Origin of the sequence: Clavibacter phaseoli (assembly GCF_021922925.1) — a bacterium.
In the GTDB taxonomy this organism is placed as follows: domain Bacteria; phylum Actinomycetota; class Actinomycetes; order Actinomycetales; family Microbacteriaceae; genus Clavibacter; species Clavibacter phaseoli.
The window spans coordinates 1,867,987-1,886,822 of the sequence record NZ_CP040786.1 but is presented as its reverse complement, the minus strand read 5'-3'; the positions used below and the strand labels follow the sequence as shown (position 1 = coordinate 1,886,822).

Annotated in this window: 15 protein-coding genes and 1 tRNA gene; 13 read left to right on the top strand and 3 right to left on the bottom strand. The window is 73.7% G+C overall.

Translation table 11 applies throughout. The features are described 5' to 3' along the window. Window positions 1-17: 17 nt before the first annotated feature. Both FGI33_RS08780 and FGI33_RS08775 read right to left on the bottom strand, forming a co-directional pair. Window positions 18-962, bottom strand: a complete 945-nt coding sequence (locus FGI33_RS08780) for a metallophosphoesterase (RefSeq protein WP_119434425.1) — start codon at window positions 960-962, stop codon at window positions 18-20. Further along, on the bottom strand, window positions 962-3,502 hold the full coding sequence (locus tag FGI33_RS08775) for a transglycosylase domain-containing protein (protein WP_119434426.1): 2,541 nt from the start codon (window positions 3,500-3,502) through the stop codon (window positions 962-964). Before FGI33_RS08775 ends, FGI33_RS08780 begins: the two co-directional genes overlap by 1 nt. A 105-nt stretch (window positions 3,503-3,607) precedes the next feature. Here FGI33_RS08775 and FGI33_RS08770 point away from each other — a divergent pair, with 105 nt between their 5' ends. Both FGI33_RS08770 and FGI33_RS08765 read left to right on the top strand, forming a co-directional pair. Then, window positions 3,608-3,790 (top strand): Sp36 family protein, encoded by a 183-nt coding sequence (locus FGI33_RS08770; RefSeq protein WP_012297657.1) that lies wholly within the window; start codon window positions 3,608-3,610, stop codon window positions 3,788-3,790. Then, the gene (locus FGI33_RS08765) at window positions 3,790-4,254 is read left to right on the top strand and encodes a RidA family protein (protein ID WP_119434427.1); all 465 of its coding nucleotides are present in this window, start codon (window positions 3,790-3,792) and stop codon (window positions 4,252-4,254) included. The genes FGI33_RS08770 and FGI33_RS08765 overlap by 1 nt, the downstream gene beginning before the upstream one ends. 83 nt (window positions 4,255-4,337) lie before the next feature. Here FGI33_RS08765 and acs read toward each other — a convergent pair whose 3' ends face one another. Beyond that, the gene (acs, locus tag FGI33_RS08760; protein ID WP_119434428.1) at window positions 4,338-6,371 is read right to left on the bottom strand and encodes an acetate--CoA ligase; all 2,034 of its coding nucleotides are present in this window, start codon (window positions 6,369-6,371) and stop codon (window positions 4,338-4,340) included. A 335-nt stretch (window positions 6,372-6,706) separates the two neighbouring features. On the opposite strand from acs, the gene FGI33_RS08755 reads away from it, so the two are divergent. The 11 genes from FGI33_RS08755 to dacB all read left to right on the top strand — a co-directional run bounded on the left by FGI33_RS08755 (window position 6,707) and on the right by dacB (window position 18,822). After that, a complete protein-coding gene (locus tag FGI33_RS08755; protein WP_237581684.1) occupies window positions 6,707-7,942 on the top strand; it encodes a TadA family conjugal transfer-associated ATPase in 1,236 nt (411 codons plus the stop codon). After that, complete coding sequence (locus tag FGI33_RS08750; RefSeq protein WP_237581682.1) at window positions 7,939-8,952, top strand: type II secretion system F family protein; 1,014 nt, start codon at window positions 7,939-7,941, stop codon at window positions 8,950-8,952. The genes FGI33_RS08755 and FGI33_RS08750 overlap by 4 nt, the downstream gene beginning before the upstream one ends. A 383-nt stretch (window positions 8,953-9,335) precedes the next feature. Next, on the top strand, window positions 9,336-9,515 hold the full coding sequence (locus FGI33_RS08745; RefSeq protein ID WP_119403163.1) for a DUF4244 domain-containing protein: 180 nt from the start codon (window positions 9,336-9,338) through the stop codon (window positions 9,513-9,515). A 92-nt stretch (window positions 9,516-9,607) separates the two neighbouring features. After that, a complete protein-coding gene (locus FGI33_RS08740; RefSeq protein WP_237581680.1) occupies window positions 9,608-9,913 on the top strand; it encodes a TadE family type IV pilus minor pilin in 306 nt (101 codons plus the stop codon). Next, window positions 9,903-10,262: an Rv3654c family TadE-like protein gene (locus FGI33_RS08735; RefSeq protein WP_204586785.1), complete on the top strand. Its 360-nt coding sequence runs from the start codon at window positions 9,903-9,905 to the stop codon at window positions 10,260-10,262. The genes FGI33_RS08740 and FGI33_RS08735 overlap by 11 nt, the downstream gene beginning before the upstream one ends. Window positions 10,263-10,602: 340 nt before the next feature. Then, window positions 10,603-13,536, top strand: coding sequence for a type I DNA topoisomerase (gene topA / locus FGI33_RS08730; protein WP_119434948.1), 2,934 nt, complete (start codon window positions 10,603-10,605; stop codon window positions 13,534-13,536). After that, a complete protein-coding gene (tmk, locus tag FGI33_RS08725; RefSeq protein WP_119434949.1) occupies window positions 13,533-14,168 on the top strand; it encodes a dTMP kinase in 636 nt (211 codons plus the stop codon). Before topA ends, tmk begins: the two co-directional genes overlap by 4 nt. After that, window positions 14,165-15,424 carry a DNA polymerase III subunit delta' gene (locus FGI33_RS08720; protein WP_237581678.1) on the top strand — a complete coding sequence of 420 codons (1,260 nt, stop codon included), beginning with the start codon at window positions 14,165-14,167 and terminating at the stop codon, window positions 15,422-15,424. The genes tmk and FGI33_RS08720 overlap by 4 nt, the downstream gene beginning before the upstream one ends. Window positions 15,425-15,450: 26 nt before the next feature. After that, the gene (locus tag FGI33_RS08715) at window positions 15,451-16,998 is read left to right on the top strand and encodes an alpha/beta hydrolase (protein WP_237581676.1); all 1,548 of its coding nucleotides are present in this window, start codon (window positions 15,451-15,453) and stop codon (window positions 16,996-16,998) included. A 125-nt stretch (window positions 16,999-17,123) separates the two neighbouring features. Continuing rightward, a tRNA-Thr gene (locus FGI33_RS08710) sits at window positions 17,124-17,199 on the top strand. A 141-nt stretch (window positions 17,200-17,340) separates the two neighbouring features. Next, on the top strand, window positions 17,341-18,822 hold the full coding sequence (gene dacB, locus FGI33_RS08705; protein WP_237581674.1) for a D-alanyl-D-alanine carboxypeptidase/D-alanyl-D-alanine endopeptidase: 1,482 nt from the start codon (window positions 17,341-17,343) through the stop codon (window positions 18,820-18,822). Window positions 18,823-18,836: the final 14 nt, after the last annotated feature.

Sequence of the window (18,836 nt, the reverse complement as noted above, 5' to 3'; positions counted from 1 at the left end):
CGAGTACGCCGGGGCGGTCAGACCGCCGTGAGCGTGAGCAGCGTCGCCTCGGGGTAGCAGGCGAAGCGCACGGGCGCGTAGATCGACGTGCCGAGCCCGGCGCTCACGTGCAGGAACGCGGCGCGGTCGGCGTGCGGCCAGACGCTGAGGCCCTTCACCTGCCGGCGGGGGATGTCGCAGTTGGTGACGAGCGCGCCGTAGCCGGGCACGCAGACCTGGCCGCCGTGGGTGTGGCCGGCGAATATCATGCGGGCGCCGTTGGTGACGAACGAGTCGAGCACCCGGCGGTAGGGCGCGTGCGCGACGCCGACCGACACGACGGGCGCGTCCGAGGCGCCCTGGTAGGCGTCCCCGTCCTCGCGCAGCGCGTCGAGGGCGCCGGGGAGCGCCTCGAGGTGGTCGAACTCGCGGTGCGGGTCGTCCACGCCGAAGAACTCGAGCAGGGTGCCGTTGACCTCGATCGCGCCGGCGGCGTTGTTGAGGTCGACCCAGCCGAGCGACGCGTAGAGCCGCTCGAGCCGGGCGAGGTCCAGGTCGGCCGGCCGCTGGGTGGCGTGCGTGTTGGCGGTGAAGTACTTGAACGGGTTCTTCATCATCGGCCCGTAGTAGTCGTTCGAGCCGTGGACGAACACCCCGGGGATCCCGCGGAAGGCCTCGAGCGTCTCCTCGACGGCGACGATGCCCTGCTCGTGGCCCGTGTTGTCGCCGGTGTCGACGACCAGGTCGGGCTCGAGGTCCGCGAGCTCCCGCACCCAGCGCTGCTTCTTGTGCTGCCAGGGCGCCATGTGCATGTCCGAGAGGTGGAGCACGCGGATGGGGTCGGCGCCCACGGGGAGCACCGGCACCGTGACCTCGCGGAGGGTGAAGCGACGGCGCTCGTAGAACGACGCGTACGCGAAGACCGCCGCACCGGCCGCGGCGACCCCGCCGACGGTGCGGGCGATCGTGCCGATCACTCCCATCAGCTGCGTCCGATGTAGAGCGTGACGGGGCCGCTGCTCTGCTGGCCGGCCGCAGGATCCGTGCGCGTGGCCTTCCCGATCTGCGAGTTGTCCTGCACCTGCTCCTGCGCGATGGTCACGTCGAAGCCGGAGTTGCGGAGCGTCTGGCGTGCGCTCGTGACGTCCTGTCCCTGCACGTTGGGCACCGTGCCAGGCGTGCCCTGCTGCTGGCTCTGGTCGGGCCCGCTGCTGACGAACACCGTGACGGTGGATCCGCGCGCCGCGTTCGCGCCGGCGCCCGGATCGGATCCGGCGACCTGCCCGGCGGGCACGCTCGAGGACGGGCGTGCGCCGCCCTGCGCGAAGCTCAGCCCGGCGCCCTCGATGGCCGACTGGGCGTCGGCGGGCGACATGCCGGAGACGTCCGGCACCTGGACCGTCGGCGTGCGGGTGAGGTCCGCTGCCGGGCCGGGGAACGCCGATCCCTTGTAGACCGCGTTGACGGCCTGCATGAACGGCTTCCAGACGGCGAAGCGCGCGGTGGACATGAGCTGCCCGTTCGGGAGCCGGGTGTTGCGCTGCTGGATCTGCTGACCCGAGGCGCTGCCGACCCAGATGGCCGTCGTGACCTCGGTGCTGGAGCCGACGAACCAGGTGTCCTTCGCCTTGTCCGTGGTGCCGGTCTTGCCGATGAGCGGCGTGCCGTCATTCGTGTTGGCGGCGGCCCCGGTCGCGCCCATGACGCCCGCCAGGGCGTACGCCGCGGTGTGCGCGACGTCCTGGCTCACCGTCTCGCGGCAGTTCGCCGACGGCGGGGTGATCTCGGTGTCGTCGGGGAGGACGACCTTGTCGATCATGATCGCGTCGCACGTGGTGCCGTTGTTGGCGACCGTCGCGTAGGCCTGCGCCATGGTGAGCGGGGCGATGTTGTTGCCGCCCGACCCGATGATGTCGGACACGAAGTTGGAGAGGGGCTTGCCCGGCACGGCCTGGTGGATGCCGATGTCCTTCGCGGTCTGGCCGATGCCGCACATGTCGAGTTCGCTGGCCATGGCCATGAACGCGGTGTTGGTGGAGTTCGCCGTGCCGGACATCACCGTGCGGTTCGCGCCCGGGGCCGCGCCGTCGTTGGTGACCTTGAGGACGTCGGAGCCGAGGTTGCCGCCGGTGCAGGAGTCCTGGAAGTCGCGGCCGCTCCACGTCCCCTTGGAGGACTGGACGACCTCGTTCACCGAGTGTCCCTCCTTCAACCACTCGAGGAGCGTGACGAGCTTGTACGTCGACCCGACCTGGAAGCCGATGGAGCCGCCGTAGTTCTGGTCGGTGTTGTAGTTGACGCTCGTGACGCCGCGTTGGTCGCCGTTGCCGTAGTCGGTGTTCTGCACCATGGCGATCACGCGGCCGGTCTTGGCCTCGACGCTCGTCATGGCGGATCCGACGTTGATGCTGTCCATCGTGGTCGGGATCTGCTTGCGCATGTCGTCGGTGGCCTTGGCCTGCAGGTCGAGGTTGAGCGTCGTGTAGATCTTGTAGCCGTTGCGGTTGAGGTTGTTCGTGCGCTCCGTGGCGTCCTTGCCGAAGGCGTCCGAGTTCTCGACCGTGTACTTGACCGCGTCGCAGAAGTACGCGGCGCTGGAGGGCTGCGCGGCGTTGCAGCCGCTCACCGACGGCGTGATCGCGGGGGTGACCGGGGTGGCGATCGCCTCGTCGTGCTGCTCCTGCGTGATGCTGTGGTGCTTGAGCATGTTGTCGATGAGGATGTCGCGCCGCTCCTGGTTCGCCGGGATGTTGCCCGGCTCGTCGATGCGGAGGGCGGTGGGGTAGTTGACCGTGGCGACGAGGCTCGCGGCCTGCGCGATGCTCAGGTCCGTGGCGTTGACGCCGTAGTAGTACTTGGCCGCCGACTGGATCCCGTAGACGCTGCCGCCGTAGTTCGCGATGTTGAGGTAGCCGAGCAGGATGTCGTTCTTCGAGAACTTCTTCTCGAGGCCGATCGCGAGGCGCATCTCCTTGAGCTTCCGGGCGGTCGACTCCTGCGTCGCCTCCGCGTAGGCCTTCTTGCCGGCGTCGGGATCCGTCGCCGCGAGCGTCTCCGCCTTCTGCACGAGGACGTTCTTCACGTACTGCATGGTGATGGTGCTCGCGCCCGACTCGACGCCGCCGCCGATGACGTTCTGGGCGAGCGCGCGGAACGTGGACTGCACGTCCACGCCGCCGTGCTCGTAGAAGCGGGGGTCCTCCGTGTCGACGGCCGCGGCCTTCGCGTTGTCGGAGACCTCGTCCCAGCCGACCTCCTCGCGGTTCTGCGCGTAGAACTCGGCGAACTTCACCGGCTGGCCGCCCTGCGTGGCGTAGAGCTCGGTCTTCTGGGCGAGGTTGTCGATCTGCAGGTAGTCCGGCAGGTCCTCGAACAGGCCGATCGTGTTGTTCGCCGCGAGGCTCGTGACGGCGATGGCCGGGGTGACCATCGCCGCGACCAGCACGCCGGCGACGGCGCTCATGCCGAGGACGCCCGTGAGCGCGGCGGCGACGCGGCCGGGCGTGTTCTTGGAAGCAGACATAGACTCCAGAGTACGGGAAGGGTGTATGGGAACCCGTGAGACCTGTGCGCCGGCCGCCCGCGCCCGTCCCGTCATGCATCCAGACCCGACCGGCAAGGAGCCGAGATGACCGCAACGCCCGCGCAGTGGGAGTACCTCACCACGCCCCTGATGATCCACAACACCGCCGCCATCCTCAACACCTGGGGATCGCAGGGCTGGGAGCTCGTGCAGGTCGTCACCGGCCCCGAGGGCGGGCTCGTCGCGTACATGAAGCGCCCGGTCGCCGGCGCGGAGCACGGCGCCTGATGGGCGCGATCTCCGCACGACTGGCCGAGCTCGGCATCGAGCTGCCCGCGGTCGCGGCGCCCGTCGCCGCCTACGTCCCCGCCGTCGTGCACGGCGGCCTCGTCTACACGAGCGGCCAGCTGCCCTTCGTCGACGGCGCGCTCGCCGCGACCGGCAAGGTCGGCGCCGAGGTGTCGGCCGAGGACGCGAAGGCGCACGCGCGCACCTGCGCGCTGAACGGGCTGGCAGCCGCGGCGGACGCCGCCGGCGGCGTCGACCGCATCGCGCGCGTGATCAAGGTCACGGGCTTCGTCGCCTCGGCCGTGGGCTTCACCGGGCAGCCGGGCGTGATCAACGGCGCGAGCGAGGTGCTGGGGGAGATCCTCGGCGACGCGGGCATCCACGCGCGCTCCGCCGTGGGCGTCGCGGAGCTGCCCCTCGGCTCGCCCGTCGAGGTCGAGCTCGTGGTGGCGCTCGTCTACTAGCCGTCATCCGCCCGGCGGACAGGGGAGAGGGCCGGGTGCGCGTCGCACCCGGCCCTCTCCGTCGTCGGGGTCGTCCGGTCGGGTCAGCCGGCGCTCATCCGGTCGCTGATGACCTGCATCACCTGCGTGTCGGCCAGCGTGGTCGTGTCGCCGATCGCCCGGCCCTCGGCCACGTCCCGCAGCAGCCGCCGCATGATCTTGCCCGAGCGCGTCTTCGGCAGCTCCTGGACCACGAAGACGCGCCGCGGCTTCGCGATGGCGCCGATCTGGTCGGAGACGTGCTTCCGCAGGACCTCGTTCGGGTCCTCGTCGCCGAGGGCGCTCGCCTCGGCCGAGCGGAGGATCACGAAGGCCACGACGGCCTGGCCGGTCGCCTCGTCGGACGCGCCGACGACCGCCGCCTCGGCGACGTACGGGTGCGCGACGAGCGAGGACTCGATCTCCGCGGTCGAGAGGCGGTGGCCGGAGACGTTCATCACGTCGTCCACCCGGCCGAGCAGCCAGATGTCGCCGTCCTCGTCGAGCCTGGCGCCGTCGCCCGCGAAGTAGCGGTCGCCGAAGCGGTCCCAGTACGTCTCGCGGTAGCGCTCGGGATCGCCCCAGATGCCGCGGAGCATGCCGGGCCACGGCTCGGTGACGACGAGGAGGCCGCTCTCGCCGCGGGCCACCGGCTCGCCCTGGTCGTCGACCACGGCGACCTCGACGCCGGGGATGGGCGACTGCGCGGACCCCGGCTTCGTCGCGGTGACGCCGGGGAGCGCGGAGATCATGATGCCGCCCGTCTCCGTCTGCCACCACGTGTCGACCACGGGCACGTCGCCGCCGCCGATGACGTCGCGGTACCAGCGCCACGCCTCCGGGTTGATGGGCTCGCCGACCGAGCCGAGCAGCCGGATGGAGGAGAGGTCGCGGGCGTCCGGGATCTCGCGGCCGGTCTTCATGAAGGAGCGGATGGCGGTGGGAGCCGCGTAGAGGATCGTCACGCCGTGCTTCTCCACGATGTCCCACCAGCGGCCGGGCTCCGGGGTGTCGGGCGTGCCCTCGTAGACGACCTGCGTGGCGCCGTTCGCGAGCGGGCCGTAGACGACGTAGCTGTGGCCGGTGATCCAGCCCACGTCCGCCGTGCACCAGTAGACGTCCGTCTCGGGGTGCAGGTCGAAGACGTTGCGGTGCGTGTACGCGGCCTGCGTGAGGTAGCCGCCCGAGGTGTGCAGGATGCCCTTCGGCTTCCCGGTCGTGCCGCTCGTGTAGAGGATGAAGAGGGGGTGTTCTGCTTCGAACGCCTGCGCGTCGTGCTCCGGATCCGCGGCGGCCACGCGCTCGTGCCACCACAGGTCGCGGCTCTCGTCCCAGTCGACCTCGTTCTCTCCGCGCTTCACGACGAGGACGTGCTCGACGGATCCGGCCGATCCGACGAGCGCCGCGTCGACGGCCGGCTTCAGCGGGAAGACCTTGCCCTTGCGCCAGCCGCCGTCCGCGGTGATGACGACGCGGGCCGCGGCGTCGTCGATGCGGGCGCGCAGGCTCTCGGCGCTGAAGCCGCCGAACACGACGGAGTGCACGGCGCCGATGCGCGCGACGGCCAGCATCGCGATCACGGCCTCGGGGATCATCGGGAGGTAGATCGCGACCCGGTCTCCCGCCACGACGCCGAGGTCGTGCAGGGCGTTCGCGGCGCGCTTGACCTCCGCGGTGAGCTCGGCGTAGGTGAGGTCGCGGGTGTCGCCGGGCTCGCCCTCCCAGTGCAGCGCCACGCGGTCGCCGCTCCCGGCGAGCACGTGCCGGTCGAGGCAGTTGTAGGCCACGTTGAGCCGGCCCTCGGGGAACCAGCGGGCGACGGGCGCGCCCGACCAGTCGAGGACCGTCTCGAACGGCGTCTCCCAGGTCACGAGCTCGCGGGCCCGGTCGGCCCAGAAGCCGAGGCGGTCGGCGGCGGCGGACGCGGTGAGGGACTCGTCGGCGACGCGCGTCGCGCGGAACGCGTCCGACGGCGGGTGGACGGGGCCCGGCTCGGGTGTCGCCGCCGGATGCGAGGGGGTGGTCGTCCCCTCCTCGTCGGCGGCGGCGGGGCTCGGGGCTCCGGGCTGGGTCGAGCGGGGGTTCGTGGACATCGTCATCGTCATCCTCTCCGCGACCCACGTTAGCGGGTGGGGCGCCGGGTGCCAGGGCGACGGTGAGGCGCTGCGGTGAGGGGCTGGCCGGGAGTCCGGTGGGGGAACGGCCAGAACGCGCAGAACCCTCCCGTGGCGGGAGGCGTGCGGCGTATGCTCATGCCGTCGGGCCAAGCCCGACGTGTGGCGAGTCCAGGATTCCCCCGATCCGTCGTCACGTGGCGGCGCCCGTTCCCCCGATGGGCGCCGCCCCTCTCCTCCCCAGGGACTCGCTCGGGATCCGACTCCCCGTCGTCGTCCGCCGCGGCTCCTCGACGTCCTCCTCCGCCTAGCCTCCGCGCATGGTCGAGTGGCAGGCATCCGTCGTCGGTCGAGGCGTCCTCCCGGGGGAGGAGCCGCGGCTCCGGGCCGCGGGTGGGCCGGGTGCGAGTCCTCCGGTCGTCACCCCCGCGGCGTTCGTCCCCCGGGCCCGCGACCCCCGCGGGCACGACCCGGGAGCCGGTGCCGTCGTGGCGCTCCGGGCTCCTACGGGCGTCGCCGGCGCGGAGCCCGCCTCGGCGCCGCGCCGCGTCCCGGCGGCGCTCGGTCCGCTCGCCCATCTGGTGCGGGATCCCCGGACGACCGACGTCTTCGTCAACGGCGACGGCGGGGTGTGGGTGGACCGCGGGTCCGGCCCGGAGCGCCGACCCGACGTCGACCTCGGCGGCGAGACGGCCGTCCGGGCGCTCGCCGTGCGGCTGGCGGCGGAGGGCGGGCGGCACCTGGACGAGGCGGCGCCCTGCGTGGACGTCCGCCTGGGCGACGGGATGCGCATCCACGCGGTCCTGCCGCCCGTGTCGACGCGCGGCACGCTGCTCTCGATCCGGCTGCCCTCGCGGGCGAGGCCGACGCTCGACGCCCTCGACGCGGCGGGGGCGTTCCCTCCCGGCTGTCGGGCGCTGCTCGAGGAGGCGGTGCGTCGGCGCACGAACCTCCTGATCACGGGGGCGGGCGGCAGCGGCAAGACGACCCTGCTCGGCGCGCTGCTCGCCCGGGCGGATCCGAGCGAGCGCATCGTGCTCGTCGAGGACGTCGCCGAGCTGCGGGTGCGGCACGCGCACGTCGTGTCGCTCGAGGCCAGGCAGGCGAACATCGAGGGGTCAGGGGAGCTGTCGCTGCCGCGCCTCGTGCGCGAGGCGCTGCGGATGCGGCCGGACCGGCTGGTCGTGGGGGAGTGCCGGGGCAGCGAGATCCGGGAGCTGCTGGCAGCGCTCAACACCGGCCACGACGGAGGCGCGGGCACCCTGCACGCCAACGGGGTCGCGGACGTGCCCGCCCGGCTGGAGGCGCTGGGCGCGCTCGCCGGCATGGACGCCGTCACGACCGCGCGCCAGGCGGTGAGCGCGATCGGCCTCGTCATCCACCTCGCGCGGACGTCACGAGGGCGGCGCGTGGTCGCCGCCGGGCGCCTCACGACCGGCGACGACGGGCGACTCCGAGTCCTGCCGGTGCGCTGGGCACCCGACGCGGGTCCGGTGCCGCGGCCCGCCGTGTCCGCGTCGCCGTCCGCGACAGATGCGTCGGGGAGCCGCGCGTGACGGGGCGCGCTCCGCGGGGTCGGCGCCGGGTCCGGTTCCGCCTCCGAGGCGCCGCCGCGGGGTCGGTGGTCGAGGAGGCGGAGGAGGTCGCCGCGTTCGTGCGACGCCTCGCGGTGCTGCTCGGCGCGGGGCTGCACCTCGAGCGCGCCTGGTCGCAGCTGGCACCGCCCGGCGGCCGTCCGCGGCGCGGGGAGCAGGCGGTGCCCGCCCTGGTCCGCCGCGTGGCCGCGGGGGCCGGATCGGCTCCCCTCGCGGTCCGCGTCGTGGCAGAGGCCACGGCGGTCGACGCCGGGGGCGCGGCGACCGCGCGGTCATGGTCCGCGATCGCCGCATGTCTCGAGGTCGCCGACCTCACGGGAGCTCCCCTCGCGCGGTCCCTCGAGCGACTCGCGGAGTCCCTCGTCGACGTCGCCCGGGTGCGCCGCGACGCGGAGACGGCGCTCGCCGGCCCGGTGGCGACCAGCCGCACGGTGCTCCTCATGCCCGGCGCCGGCGTGCTCCTGGCGGCGGGACTGGGCTTCGATCCGCTGCGCGTCCTGCTCACCACGGTGCCGGGTATGTCCTGCCTCGTCGCGGGCTCCACGCTCGTGGCGATCGGGTGGCGCTGGAATCGCGGCCTCGTGAGGCAGGCCATGCCGCGCGATCCGGCTCCTGGCCTGGTGCTCGACCTGGTGGCGACGGCCATGTCCGGCGGCGCGTCCGTGCCGCGGGCCGTCGCGGTCGTCCGACGCGCGTGCGAACGCGCCGGGCTGGGCGCGGGCGGTGACCTCGACGCCGTCGGGTCGGTCGTGGACGCGGCGGCCCGAACGGGAGCGCCCGTCGCCGTCCTCCTCCGCAGCGAGGCGGAGCGGATCCGCCGGGATGCCGCCGCATGGGCCGAACGGGCCGCGGCGCGGCTCGCGGCGCGGCTCATGCTGCCGCTCGGCGTGTGCATCCTGCCCGCGTTCCTGGCGGTGGGCGTGGTGCCGATGCTGCTGGCCGTCGTGTCCTCAACACTGGGCCGCGGATGAGCGCGTCCACCGTCACGGCGCCCGCCGCGACCCGCGGCCCGCGCCTCGGGCATGGTGACGTCCCGGCCGACGGTCGGCAGGGACAGGACGGCGGGCACCGCCCGCCAGAGGGAGAGGACGAGGACATGGGACGAGTCGACGAGCGGGCGCGCGTGGTCGACGTCCGCGGCGCGGAGGTCGCGGCAGCCGGAGGACCGGTACGGGGGACGGCCCGAACCGGGGTGGTGCCGGAGGGCCGCGCCGTCTGGCCGCTGGCCGCGGCGCCTGGGGCGCCGTCCGGATCATCGGGACGATCGACAGGCTGCGCGGCGGCATGCCGCGCCCAGGTCGTGGAGGCGTCACCGAGGCTCCTGCCCCCGCGTCCCGCGCGCGTCGCTCGCGCGGTGCGTCGGGCGCTCCAGGGTCACGCCGCGGGCGACGGGGGAGCGGCCACCGCGGAGTACGCCATCGCGACCATGGCGGCGGTGGCGTTCGCGGGCCTCCTCGTGGTGATCCTGCAGAGCGACGAGGTCCGCGGCATGCTCCTCGACCTCGTGCGCCGTGCCCTGACCTACGACCGGTGATCCCGCTCACCCGCCCCGAGCGGCGTCCGCACGGTGATCCGGGTGCACGCCCGGTCGCGGATCGCGGGGCGGCCGCCGCGGAGCTGGCGGTCGTGCTACCCGCGGTCGTGCTGGTCCTCGGGCTGTGCCTGGGGGCGGTGCAGACGGTCGGCCAGCAGGTGATGCTGACGTCCGCGGCGGAGGAGGCGGCACGGAGCCTCGGGCGCGGGGAGGACGCGGGCACGGCGGCGGCGCGCATCGAGGGCGCCGCGCAGGGGGCCGCCATGTCGGTGGACCGCTCGGGGCATGCCGTCTGCGTCCAGCTCACGGCACCCAGCCGCTTCGGGCCCGCCGGCAACGCGGGCATCCGCGTCTCGGCCCGAGGCTGCGCATGGCAGGAGGATCCGGGTGTCCCGTGACGGCGACGCGGGGTCGGGCACCGTGGTCGCGGTCGGCGTGCTCGGCGCCCTCACGGCGCTCGCGCTCGCCACGGTCGCCGTCTCCTCGGTCCTCGTGGAGAGGGCGGCCGCGGCGGGGGCCGCGGACTCCGGGGCGCTCGCCGCGGCCGACGTCGCCGCGGGATTCGCGGCCGGCTCGCCCTGCTCGGCGGCCGAGGAGGTCGTGGTCGCCGCCGGGGCGGCGCTCACGCGCTGCGACGTCACCGGGACGACGGCGGTCGTGGAGGCGGAGCGCCGCGACGGTCCGTCGGGCCTCGCGGTGACGGCCCGCGCGCGAGCCGGTCAACCTCCGGGATCGGCCTCAGGATGATCGGCGCCGGAGCTCTCGGCCCCGGCCTCCTCGCCCCCAGCGGAGTCGCGACGCGCCGGTCCCGTGCGGTCCCGGAGGGCGGACGGCGGCCCATCGCCATCCCCTCGGGCGCCCGGATCCGTGCCCGAGCGGTGCGCTCCGTCGGGGCGGCTGACGCGCCCCGACGCGTCGCATCCGGGCGGCGTCGCGATTAGGTGGCCGGTCGGTGCGCGTGTGTATGGTGTGCCTTGTCGGGGACCCCGCCGCACGTCGCCCCGGATCCGATCGGATCCGATCGGGCACGCATCCCCCTACACCGGGCCGGCCACCGGCCCCCATGAACGCATATATAAGGAGTCACGTGCCCGGCACGAAGAAGTTGGTCATCGTCGAGTCGCCGGCCAAGGCCAAGACGATCGCCCAGTACCTGGGCAGCGGATACGAGGTCCAGGCCTCCGTGGGTCACATCCGCGACCTCATCGAGCCGAAGAACCTGCCGCCCGAGCTGAAGAAGGGCACCCTCGGCAAGTTCTCCGTCGACGTGGAGAACGGCTTCGAGCCGTACTACGTCGTCAGCGACCAGAAGAAGAAGACGGTCGCCGATCTCAAGCGGGCGCTCAAGGACGCAGACGAGCTCTTCCTCGCGACGGATGAGGACCGCGAGGGCGAGGCCATCGCCTGGCACCTGCTCCAGGTGCTGAAGCCGAAGGTGCCGGTCAAGCGCATGGTGTTCCACGAGATCACCAAGGAGGCCATCGAGCGCGCTCGCGACAGCACGCGCGACATCGACACGGCCCTCGTGGACGCGCAGGAGACGCGCCGCATCCTCGACCGCCTCTACGGCTACGAGGTGTCGCCCGTCCTGTGGCGCAAGGTCGGCCCGGGCCTCTCGGCCGGCCGCGTGCAGTCCGCCGCGACCCGGCTGGTCGTCGACCGCGAGCGCGAGCGGCTCGCCTTCGTCACCGCCTCCTACTGGGACCTCACGGCGTCGCTCTCGCCGCTCGAGCAGGAGCTGCCGTTCGACGCCCGACTCGTCCGGATCGACGGCGCGCGCATCGCCACGGGCCGCGACTTCGACGACAAGGGCGCCCTCAAGAACGACTCGCGCCCGCTCGACGCGAGCAGCGCCGAGGCCCTCGCCGAGGCCCTCCGTGACCCGTCCGTGCCGCTGAAGGTGCAGAGCGTCGAGTCGAAGCCCTACACGCGTCGCCCCGCCGCCCCGTTCACCACGTCGACGCTCCAGCAGGAGGCGGCGCGCAAGCTGCGCTTCTCCGCACGCCAGACCATGAGCGTGGCGCAGTCGCTCTACGAGAACGGCTACATCACCTACATGCGCACCGACTCGCCCTCGCTCTCGCAGCAGGCGATCAACGCGGCGCGCAAGCAGGCCGCGGAGCTCTACGGTCCCGAGACCGTGCCGGACAAGCCGCGCCTCTACGCGGGCAAGAGCAAGAACGCGCAGGAGGCCCACGAGGCCGTCCGGCCCGCCGGGGAGACCTTCCGCACCCCGCAGCAGCTCGCCTCCACGCTGCGCGGCAACGACCACAAGCTCTACGACCTCATCTGGAAGCGCACCATCGCGTCGCAGATGGCCGACGCGAAGGGATCCACCGCGTCGGTCGTCATCGCCGCCGGGCCCACGTCCGCCGGCGAGGTGGCCGAGTTCGCCGCCTCGGGTACGGTCATCACGTTCCGCGGCTTCCTGGCCGCCTACGAGGAGAGCCGCGACGAGGAGCGACACGGCGCCGCCGAGCCGCGCGAGGCGAAGCTGCCCGACCTCAAGAAGGGCCAGGACCTGCGCCTCGTGGACGTGGACGCCAAGGGCCACGAGACCAGCCCGCCGCCGCGCTACACGGAGGCGAGCCTCGTCAAGACACTCGAGGAGCTGGGCATCGGTCGTCCGTCGACCTACGCCGCCATCATCTCCACGATCGTCGATCGCGGGTACGTCACTCCGCGCGGCACCGCGCTCGTCCCGAACTGGATCGCCTTCTCGGTGGTGCGGCTGCTGGAGGAGTTCTTCACGGAGCTGGTGCAGTACGACTTCACCGCGGGCATGGAGGACGACCTCGACCGCATCGCGGAGGGATCGGCCGAGCGCGTCGACTGGCTGAAGGGCTTCTACTACGGCAACGAGGCGCACAAGGGCCTCCGCCCCACGATCGACAACCTCGGCGAGATCGACGCCAAGGAGATCAACTCGCTGCGCATCGCGGACGACATCACGCTCCGCATCGGCAAGTACGGTCCCTACCTCGAGGTCCACGAGGAGGGTGCCGCCGCGGACGCGACGCCCCGCCGCGTCAACCTCCCGGAGGACCTCGCGCCGGACGAGCTGACGTCGGCCAAGGCCCGCGAGCTGATCGACGCGCCCGTCGTCACCGACCGCGTCATCGGCATCAACCCCGAGAACGGCAAGCAGATCGTGGCGAAGGACGGGCGCTACGGCCCCTACGTCACCGAGCTCGATCCCGAGCCCGAGGCGGCGCCCGCCGCTCCCGCGGACGGCGTGGATCCCGCGACGGGCGAGGTGCTCGAGAGCGCGTCCGCGACCGCCACGGCAGCACCCGCGAAGAAGGCGCCCGCCAAGAAGCCCGCGGCGAAGAAGGCGGCGGCCGTCAAGCCGCGCACGGCATCCATCTTCAAGTCGATGGACCTCGCGACGGTCGACCTCGAGACGGCGCTGCGCCTCCTCGACCTCCCGCGCGTCGTGGGCGAGGACCCGGAGACGGCCACGCCCATCACGGCGCAGAACGGCAAGTACGGCCCGTACCTGAAGAAGGGCACGGACTCGCGGTCGCTCACGAGCGAGGAGCAGATCTTCGAGATCGACCTGCCCGGCGCCCTCGAGGTGTTCGCGCAGCCCAAGTACGGCGCCCGTCGTCCGTCCAGCGCGCTCAAGGAGTTCGACGCGGACCCCGTGAGCGGCAAGGGCATCAAGGTGAAGGACGGTCGCTTCGGCCCGTACGTCACCGACGGCGAGACCAACGCGACGATCCCGAAGAGCGAGTCCGTCGAGGACATCGACTTCGACCGCGCGGTCGAGCTGCTCGCCGACAAGCGCGCCAAGGGGCCGGCGAAGCCGAAGGCCAAGGCGAAGGCCCCGGCCAAGGCGAAGGCGAAGGCGCCCGCGAAGACGGCGGCGACGAAGACCGGTGCCGCGAAGACGACCTCCGTTAAGACGACCGCGGCGAAGACGACCACCTCGAGGTCGGCCGCCGCCACGAAGGCCGCGGCGACGCGGGCCGCCAACAAGGCGGCCGCTGCTGCGGCGACGGCGTCCGACGCGACGTGACCGGCGTCTTCATCACCCTGGAGGGCGGCGACGGCGTGGGGAAGTCCACGCAGTCGGCGCTCCTCCGGGGGTGGCTGGAGGACGAGGGCCACGAGGTCGTCGTCACCCGCGAGCCCGGCGGCAGCGAGCTCGGTGTGGAGATCCGCGAGATCGTGCTGCACCGCCGCGGCCACATCGCGCCGCGCGCCGAGGCGCTCCTGTACGCGGCCGACCGCGCGCACCATGTCGAGACGGTCGTGCGGCCGGCCCTCGAGCGGGGCGCCGTCGTGCTGCAGGACCGCTACCTCGACTCGTCCGTCGCCTACCAGGGCGCGGGGCGCGTGCTCGACGCCGGCGAGATCCGCGACCTGTCGCTCTGGGCCGCGCAGGGGCTCCTGCCCGACCTCACCGTGCTGCTCGACCTCGACCAGGGCGCGGCCCGGGTCCGCCTCGACGCCGCCCGGACGCGCTTCGACCGGCTCGAGGCCGAGCGCGCCGACTTCCACGAGCGCGTCCGCCAGGCGTTCCTCGGGCTCGCGGGCGCCGAGCCGGAGCGGTTCCTGGTCCTCGATGCCGCTCGTCCGCGCGAGGAGATCGCCACGGAGATCCGCACCCGGGCGCAGGCGCTGATCACGGCGGGAGCCTCCGCATGACCGACCCGGCGACCGATCGCGCGTCCGCGACGCACGCGACCGCCGCGCCGGCGTCCGCGACGTCCGCGAGCCCGGACGGCCGGGCGATCTGGGACGAGCTCACCGGCCAGTCCGAGGCCGTCGCCCTGCTCGCCGCCGCGAGCAGCCCGCGGGCCACGGCGCGCGACGCCACCGGCACCGCGCTCGCGCACTCCTGGCTGATCACCGGGCCCCCCGGATCCGGCCGCTCGAACCTCGCCTACGCCTTCGCCACCGCGCTGCTCAGCGACGGCACCCCGGAGGGCGATGCGGCGACGGCCCGCCAGGTCGCCGCCCGCAGCCACCCCGACCTCGGCGTGCTCGCGACCGAGCGGGTCATCATCGCCATCGACGAGGTGCGCGCGCTCGTCACGTCGTCGCAGTACTCGCCGTCGGTCGGCCGCTACCGCGTCATGGTCGTCGAGGACGCCGACCGGATGACCGAGCGGACGTCCAACCTGCTGCTGAAGGCGCTGGAGGAGCCGCCGGAGCGCACCATCTGGATCCTCTGCGCGCCCAGCGAGGCCGACCTCATCCCGACCATCCGCTCGCGCGTCCGCAGCGTGCGGCTGCGAATCCCGTCCGTCGAGGACGTGGCCGCGCTGATCCAGCGACGCGACGGGGTCGATGCGGCCACCGCGACGCGCGCGGCGCGCGAGGCGCAGAGCCACATCGGCATGGCGCACCGGCTCGCCACCGACGCCGAGGCGCGGGAGCGCCGCAGCCGCACCCTGGAGCTCGCGCTCGGCATCCGCTCGGTCGGCGACGCCGTGCGCGCGGCCGCCGCGATGCTCGAGCTCGCCGGCCAGGACGCCAAGGCCTTCACGGTGCAGCGTGACGCCGACGAGCGGGAGCGCGCGCTCCGGTCCCTCGGCGTGCAGGAGGGCGGGTCCATCCCGCCGCAGCTGCGCTCGCAGATCCGGCAGCTCGAGGAGGACCAGAAGCGGCGTGCCACGCGGAGCCTCCGCGACGGCATCGACCGGATCCTCGTCGACCTCATGTCCCTGCACCGCGACGTGCTCCTGCACCAGCTGGGGGCGGACCTGCCACAGGTGAACGAGGCGATCGCCCCCCGGATCGCGGAGGCCGCGGAGGCCGGATCCGCGGCGGCGTCGCTCGCGGTCCTCGACGCGGTCGGGGTGGCGCGGCGCCGGATCGACGGCAACGTCTCGCCGGCGCTCGCCCTGGAGTCCATGCTCGTCTCCATCACCCGCACGCGCGCGGCGGGTCGCGCGTGAGGCGCCCGGGGCCGCGGCCGGCGGCCGTGCGTCGCGCCGGTGCCCTGGGCGCGCTCCTCCTCGCCGCGGTCGTCGCGCTCAGCGGCTGCGGCCTCATCCCCGTCCCCGAGCCGCGCAGCTCCACCTCGAGTCCCACGACGGAGGACGTCGCGCCCGACCTCGCGCGGTACTACGAGCAGACCCTCGCGTGGTCCCCCTGCGAGGACGGCGCCCAGTGCGCGACCGCGACGGCTCCGCTCGACTGGTCCGCGCCGGATCCGGCCACCGACATCCAGCTCGCCCTCGTGCGGCACACCGCCCGCGGCGCCGACGGCCCGCGCGGGTCGCTCTTCGTCAACCCGGGCGGTCCGGGCGCGTCCGGCGTCGACTTCGTGAAGGCCAGCGTCGACTACGCGGTCTCGCGCGACCTCCAGGACGCGTACGACGTCGTCGGCTGGGATCCCCGCGGCGTCGGGGCGTCCACCGCCGTGGACTGCGTCGACGACGCCCAGCTCGACTCCTTCCTCTACGGCGAGACGGAGGCGCCTCCGGGCACCCCCGCGCACGACGAGGAGCTGGTGCAGGCGTCGAAGTCGTTCGCGGAGTCCTGCGCCGCCCGATCCGGCCCGCTGCTGCAGTTCATCGACACGCAGAGCACCGTGCACGACCTCGACATGCTGCGGGCCCTGGTGGGCGACGAGGAGCTCAACTACCTCGGCTACTCCTACGGCACGAGCATCGGCGCGCAGTACGCGCAGGACTTCCCCGGGCACGTCGGCCGGATGGTGCTCGACGGCGCGACGGATCCGTCCGCGAGCTCGTTCGACGTGGTGCTCGCGCAGACGACCGGCTTCCGCAGCTCGTTCGAGTCCTACATGGCCGCGTGCCTCGCGGGTCAGGGGTGCCCGTTCCGCGGATCCGTCGAGGACGGCGAGGAGACAGTCTCCGCCCTCCTCGACCGCCTCGACCAGAGCCCGCTGCGCGCCGCCGACGGGCGCGAGCTCGACGGGCAGGTCATGCGCAGCGCCATCGACTCCGCGCTCTACAGCGAGCAGCAGTGGCCGGCGCTCACGACGGCGTTCACTGAGGCCCTCCGCGGCGAGTCGGCCACGGCCTTCGCGCTCGCCGACTCCTACTTCGGCCGCAGCCCCGACGGGACGTACACGGGCAACTTCTACGAGGCGTTCCTCGCCATCCAGTGCATCGACTACCCGGTGGAGCGGGATCCGGCGGTGCTCGTGACGGAGGCGGCCGAGATCCGCGCCGCCGCCGGCGAGCTGGCGGACGACGACACCTCCCGCGACGGCGAGCCGGACCCGCTCTGCGGCAACTGGCCGTACGCGGCCCGGGAAGCCCCGGCACCCGTGTCGGCGGAGGGCGCGGCGCCCATCGTCGTCGTCGGGACCACGGGCGATCCCGCGACGCCGTACTCGTGGGCGGAGGCGCTGGCGGGTCAGCTCTCCTCGGGCGTGCTGCTCACCTACGAGGGCGAGGGGCACATCGCGTACGACGAGCGGGATCCGTGCATCGTCTCCGCGGTGGACGGCTACCTGCTCGGCGGGGATCCGCCGGCCGCCGGCACGACCTGCGGCTGACCGGGCGGGGCCCCGCGCGGGCGTCGCGGTCCCCGCTGCGGCTCGGGCGCGCCCGCGTGCAGGAGCGCCCTCCGGGATCCGGTATGCTCTCTACTCGTGCCCGGTACTCCTTGAGTCCGGGCCGGGCCGCCTTAGCTCAGTCGGTAGAGCATCTCACTCGTAATGAGAAGGTCGTCAGTTCGATTCTGACAGGCGGCTCCACCACCCCTCCTCCCCGTCGCGCTCTCCGAACGCGGGCCGGGAGACGGCACCGCTCGTCCCTCGCAGGGTGCCATCGTCGAACGCGTCCCCGGGGCGCCGGCGGCCGGACGTGCCCTCGGGTGCGGCGTCTAACATGGCCCCATGCGACCCCCAGCCGACGGCCCCGACCGCGCGCGCGCCGACCGCACCGATCAGGACGACCCCGCGTCACGCGTCCGCGCGCCTGACCGCCGTCGCACCCGCTCCCTCACGACCGCCGTCGCCGTGGTGGCCCTGCTCGCCGCCGGTGCCGTCGGCGCCGGCGCGCTGACCGGACGCGCCGGCAGCGCCTCCGCGAGCGTCGCCGCCACCTCCGACCCGACGCCCACCACGAGCCCCACGCCCACGCAGGCGCCGCCGCGCACCGCGCCCGCCGACCAGGCCGCGCGCGACCTCCGCATGTGCTCCATCTCGTCCCTCGCGCAGGATCCGCGGCTCGCCACCTTCGAGGGCCAGGTCCGCGACGCCGCGTCCGGCCGGGTGCTGTTCGACCGGAACGGCAGCACGCCGGAGCGCACGGCGAGCGTCATGAAGGTCATCACGTCGGCCGCCGCCCTCGCCGCGCTCGGCCCCGACCGGCGCATCGCCACCACGGTCGTCCGCGGATCCGAGCCCGGCACGGTCGTGCTCGTCGGCGGCGGCGACCCGACCCTGTCGCGCCTCACCTCGGGCAGCTCCGTCTACCCGGGCGCGCCGCGCCTCAGCGACCTCGCCCAGCAGGTCCGCACGGCCTGGGCCGCGGATCCCGCGACGGCCGGCACGCCCATCACGCGCATCGTGCTCGACACCTCCCTCTTCTCCGGCGACACGTGGATCCCCTCGTGGGCCGCCACCGAGCGCAAGGCCGGGTACTCCAGCTTCATGACGCCGCTGCAGCTCGACGCCGACCGGGCGGATCCCGCGGCCGTCGTGTCGGCGCGCAGCGAGGATCCCCTGGCGCGCGTCGGGAGCACCTTCCGCTCCATGCTGGGCGGGTCTGCCGACGTCACGCAGGGCACGGCACCCGCCGGCGCCGCTGTGCTCGGCACGGTGGAGTCGCAGCCGGTGTCGTCGCTCATCCAGACGGCCCTCATCAACTCCGACAACGTGCTCGCGGAGTCGCTCGCGCGGCTGGCGAGCATCCAGGTCGGGGCGGGGAACACGCAGCAGTCGCTGGCGACGGGCATCCCGAAGGCCCTCCAGGCGTACGGGCTCGACACCTCCACGCTCACCATCGTCGACGGCCAGGGGCTCAGCCCCGACAACCGGGTCCCGCCGTCGCTGCTCGCGCAGCTGATGATCCAGGTCGACCAGCGGCAGCAGTCGCTCGGCTACCTGCACGACGGCCTCCCGGTGGCGGGCCGCACGGGCACCCTGGCGAGCCGGTTCACGGGCGACAGCGCCGTGGCCCGCGGGCACGTCGTGGCCAAGACCGGCTGGATCGACACCAGCTACACGCTCGCCGGCATCGTCGACGCGGCCGACGGCACGAAGCTGACCTTCGCCTTCTACGCCATCGGGAACGTGACGGGCGACGCGAAGATCGCCCTCGACGCGCTGGCCGCGGGCACGTACCGCTGCGGGGCGGACCTGGGGGACGAGTGACGCGCGGCCCGATC

What these genes read in the sequence shown, in the direction of transcription:
- FGI33_RS08780 (WP_119434425.1), bottom strand. Translation starts at nt 962, where the DNA reads ATGGGAGTGATCGGCACGATCGCCCGCACCGTCGGCGGGGTCGCCGCG.
- FGI33_RS08775 (WP_119434426.1), bottom strand. Translation starts at nt 3,502, where the DNA reads ATGTCTGCTTCCAAGAACACGCCCGGCCGCGTCGCCGCCGCGCTCACG.
- FGI33_RS08770 (WP_012297657.1), top strand. Translation starts at nt 3,608, where the DNA reads ATGACCGCAACGCCCGCGCAGTGGGAGTACCTCACCACGCCCCTGATG.
- FGI33_RS08765 (WP_119434427.1), top strand. Translation starts at nt 3,790, where the DNA reads ATGGGCGCGATCTCCGCACGACTGGCCGAGCTCGGCATCGAGCTGCCC.
- acs (WP_119434428.1), bottom strand. Translation starts at nt 6,371, where the DNA reads ATGACGATGTCCACGAACCCCCGCTCGACCCAGCCCGGAGCCCCGAGC.
- FGI33_RS08755 (WP_237581684.1), top strand. Translation starts at nt 6,707, where the DNA reads ATGGTCGAGTGGCAGGCATCCGTCGTCGGTCGAGGCGTCCTCCCGGGG.
- FGI33_RS08720 (WP_237581678.1), top strand. Translation starts at nt 14,165, where the DNA reads ATGACCGACCCGGCGACCGATCGCGCGTCCGCGACGCACGCGACCGCC.
- dacB (WP_237581674.1), top strand. Translation starts at nt 17,341, where the DNA reads ATGCGACCCCCAGCCGACGGCCCCGACCGCGCGCGCGCCGACCGCACC.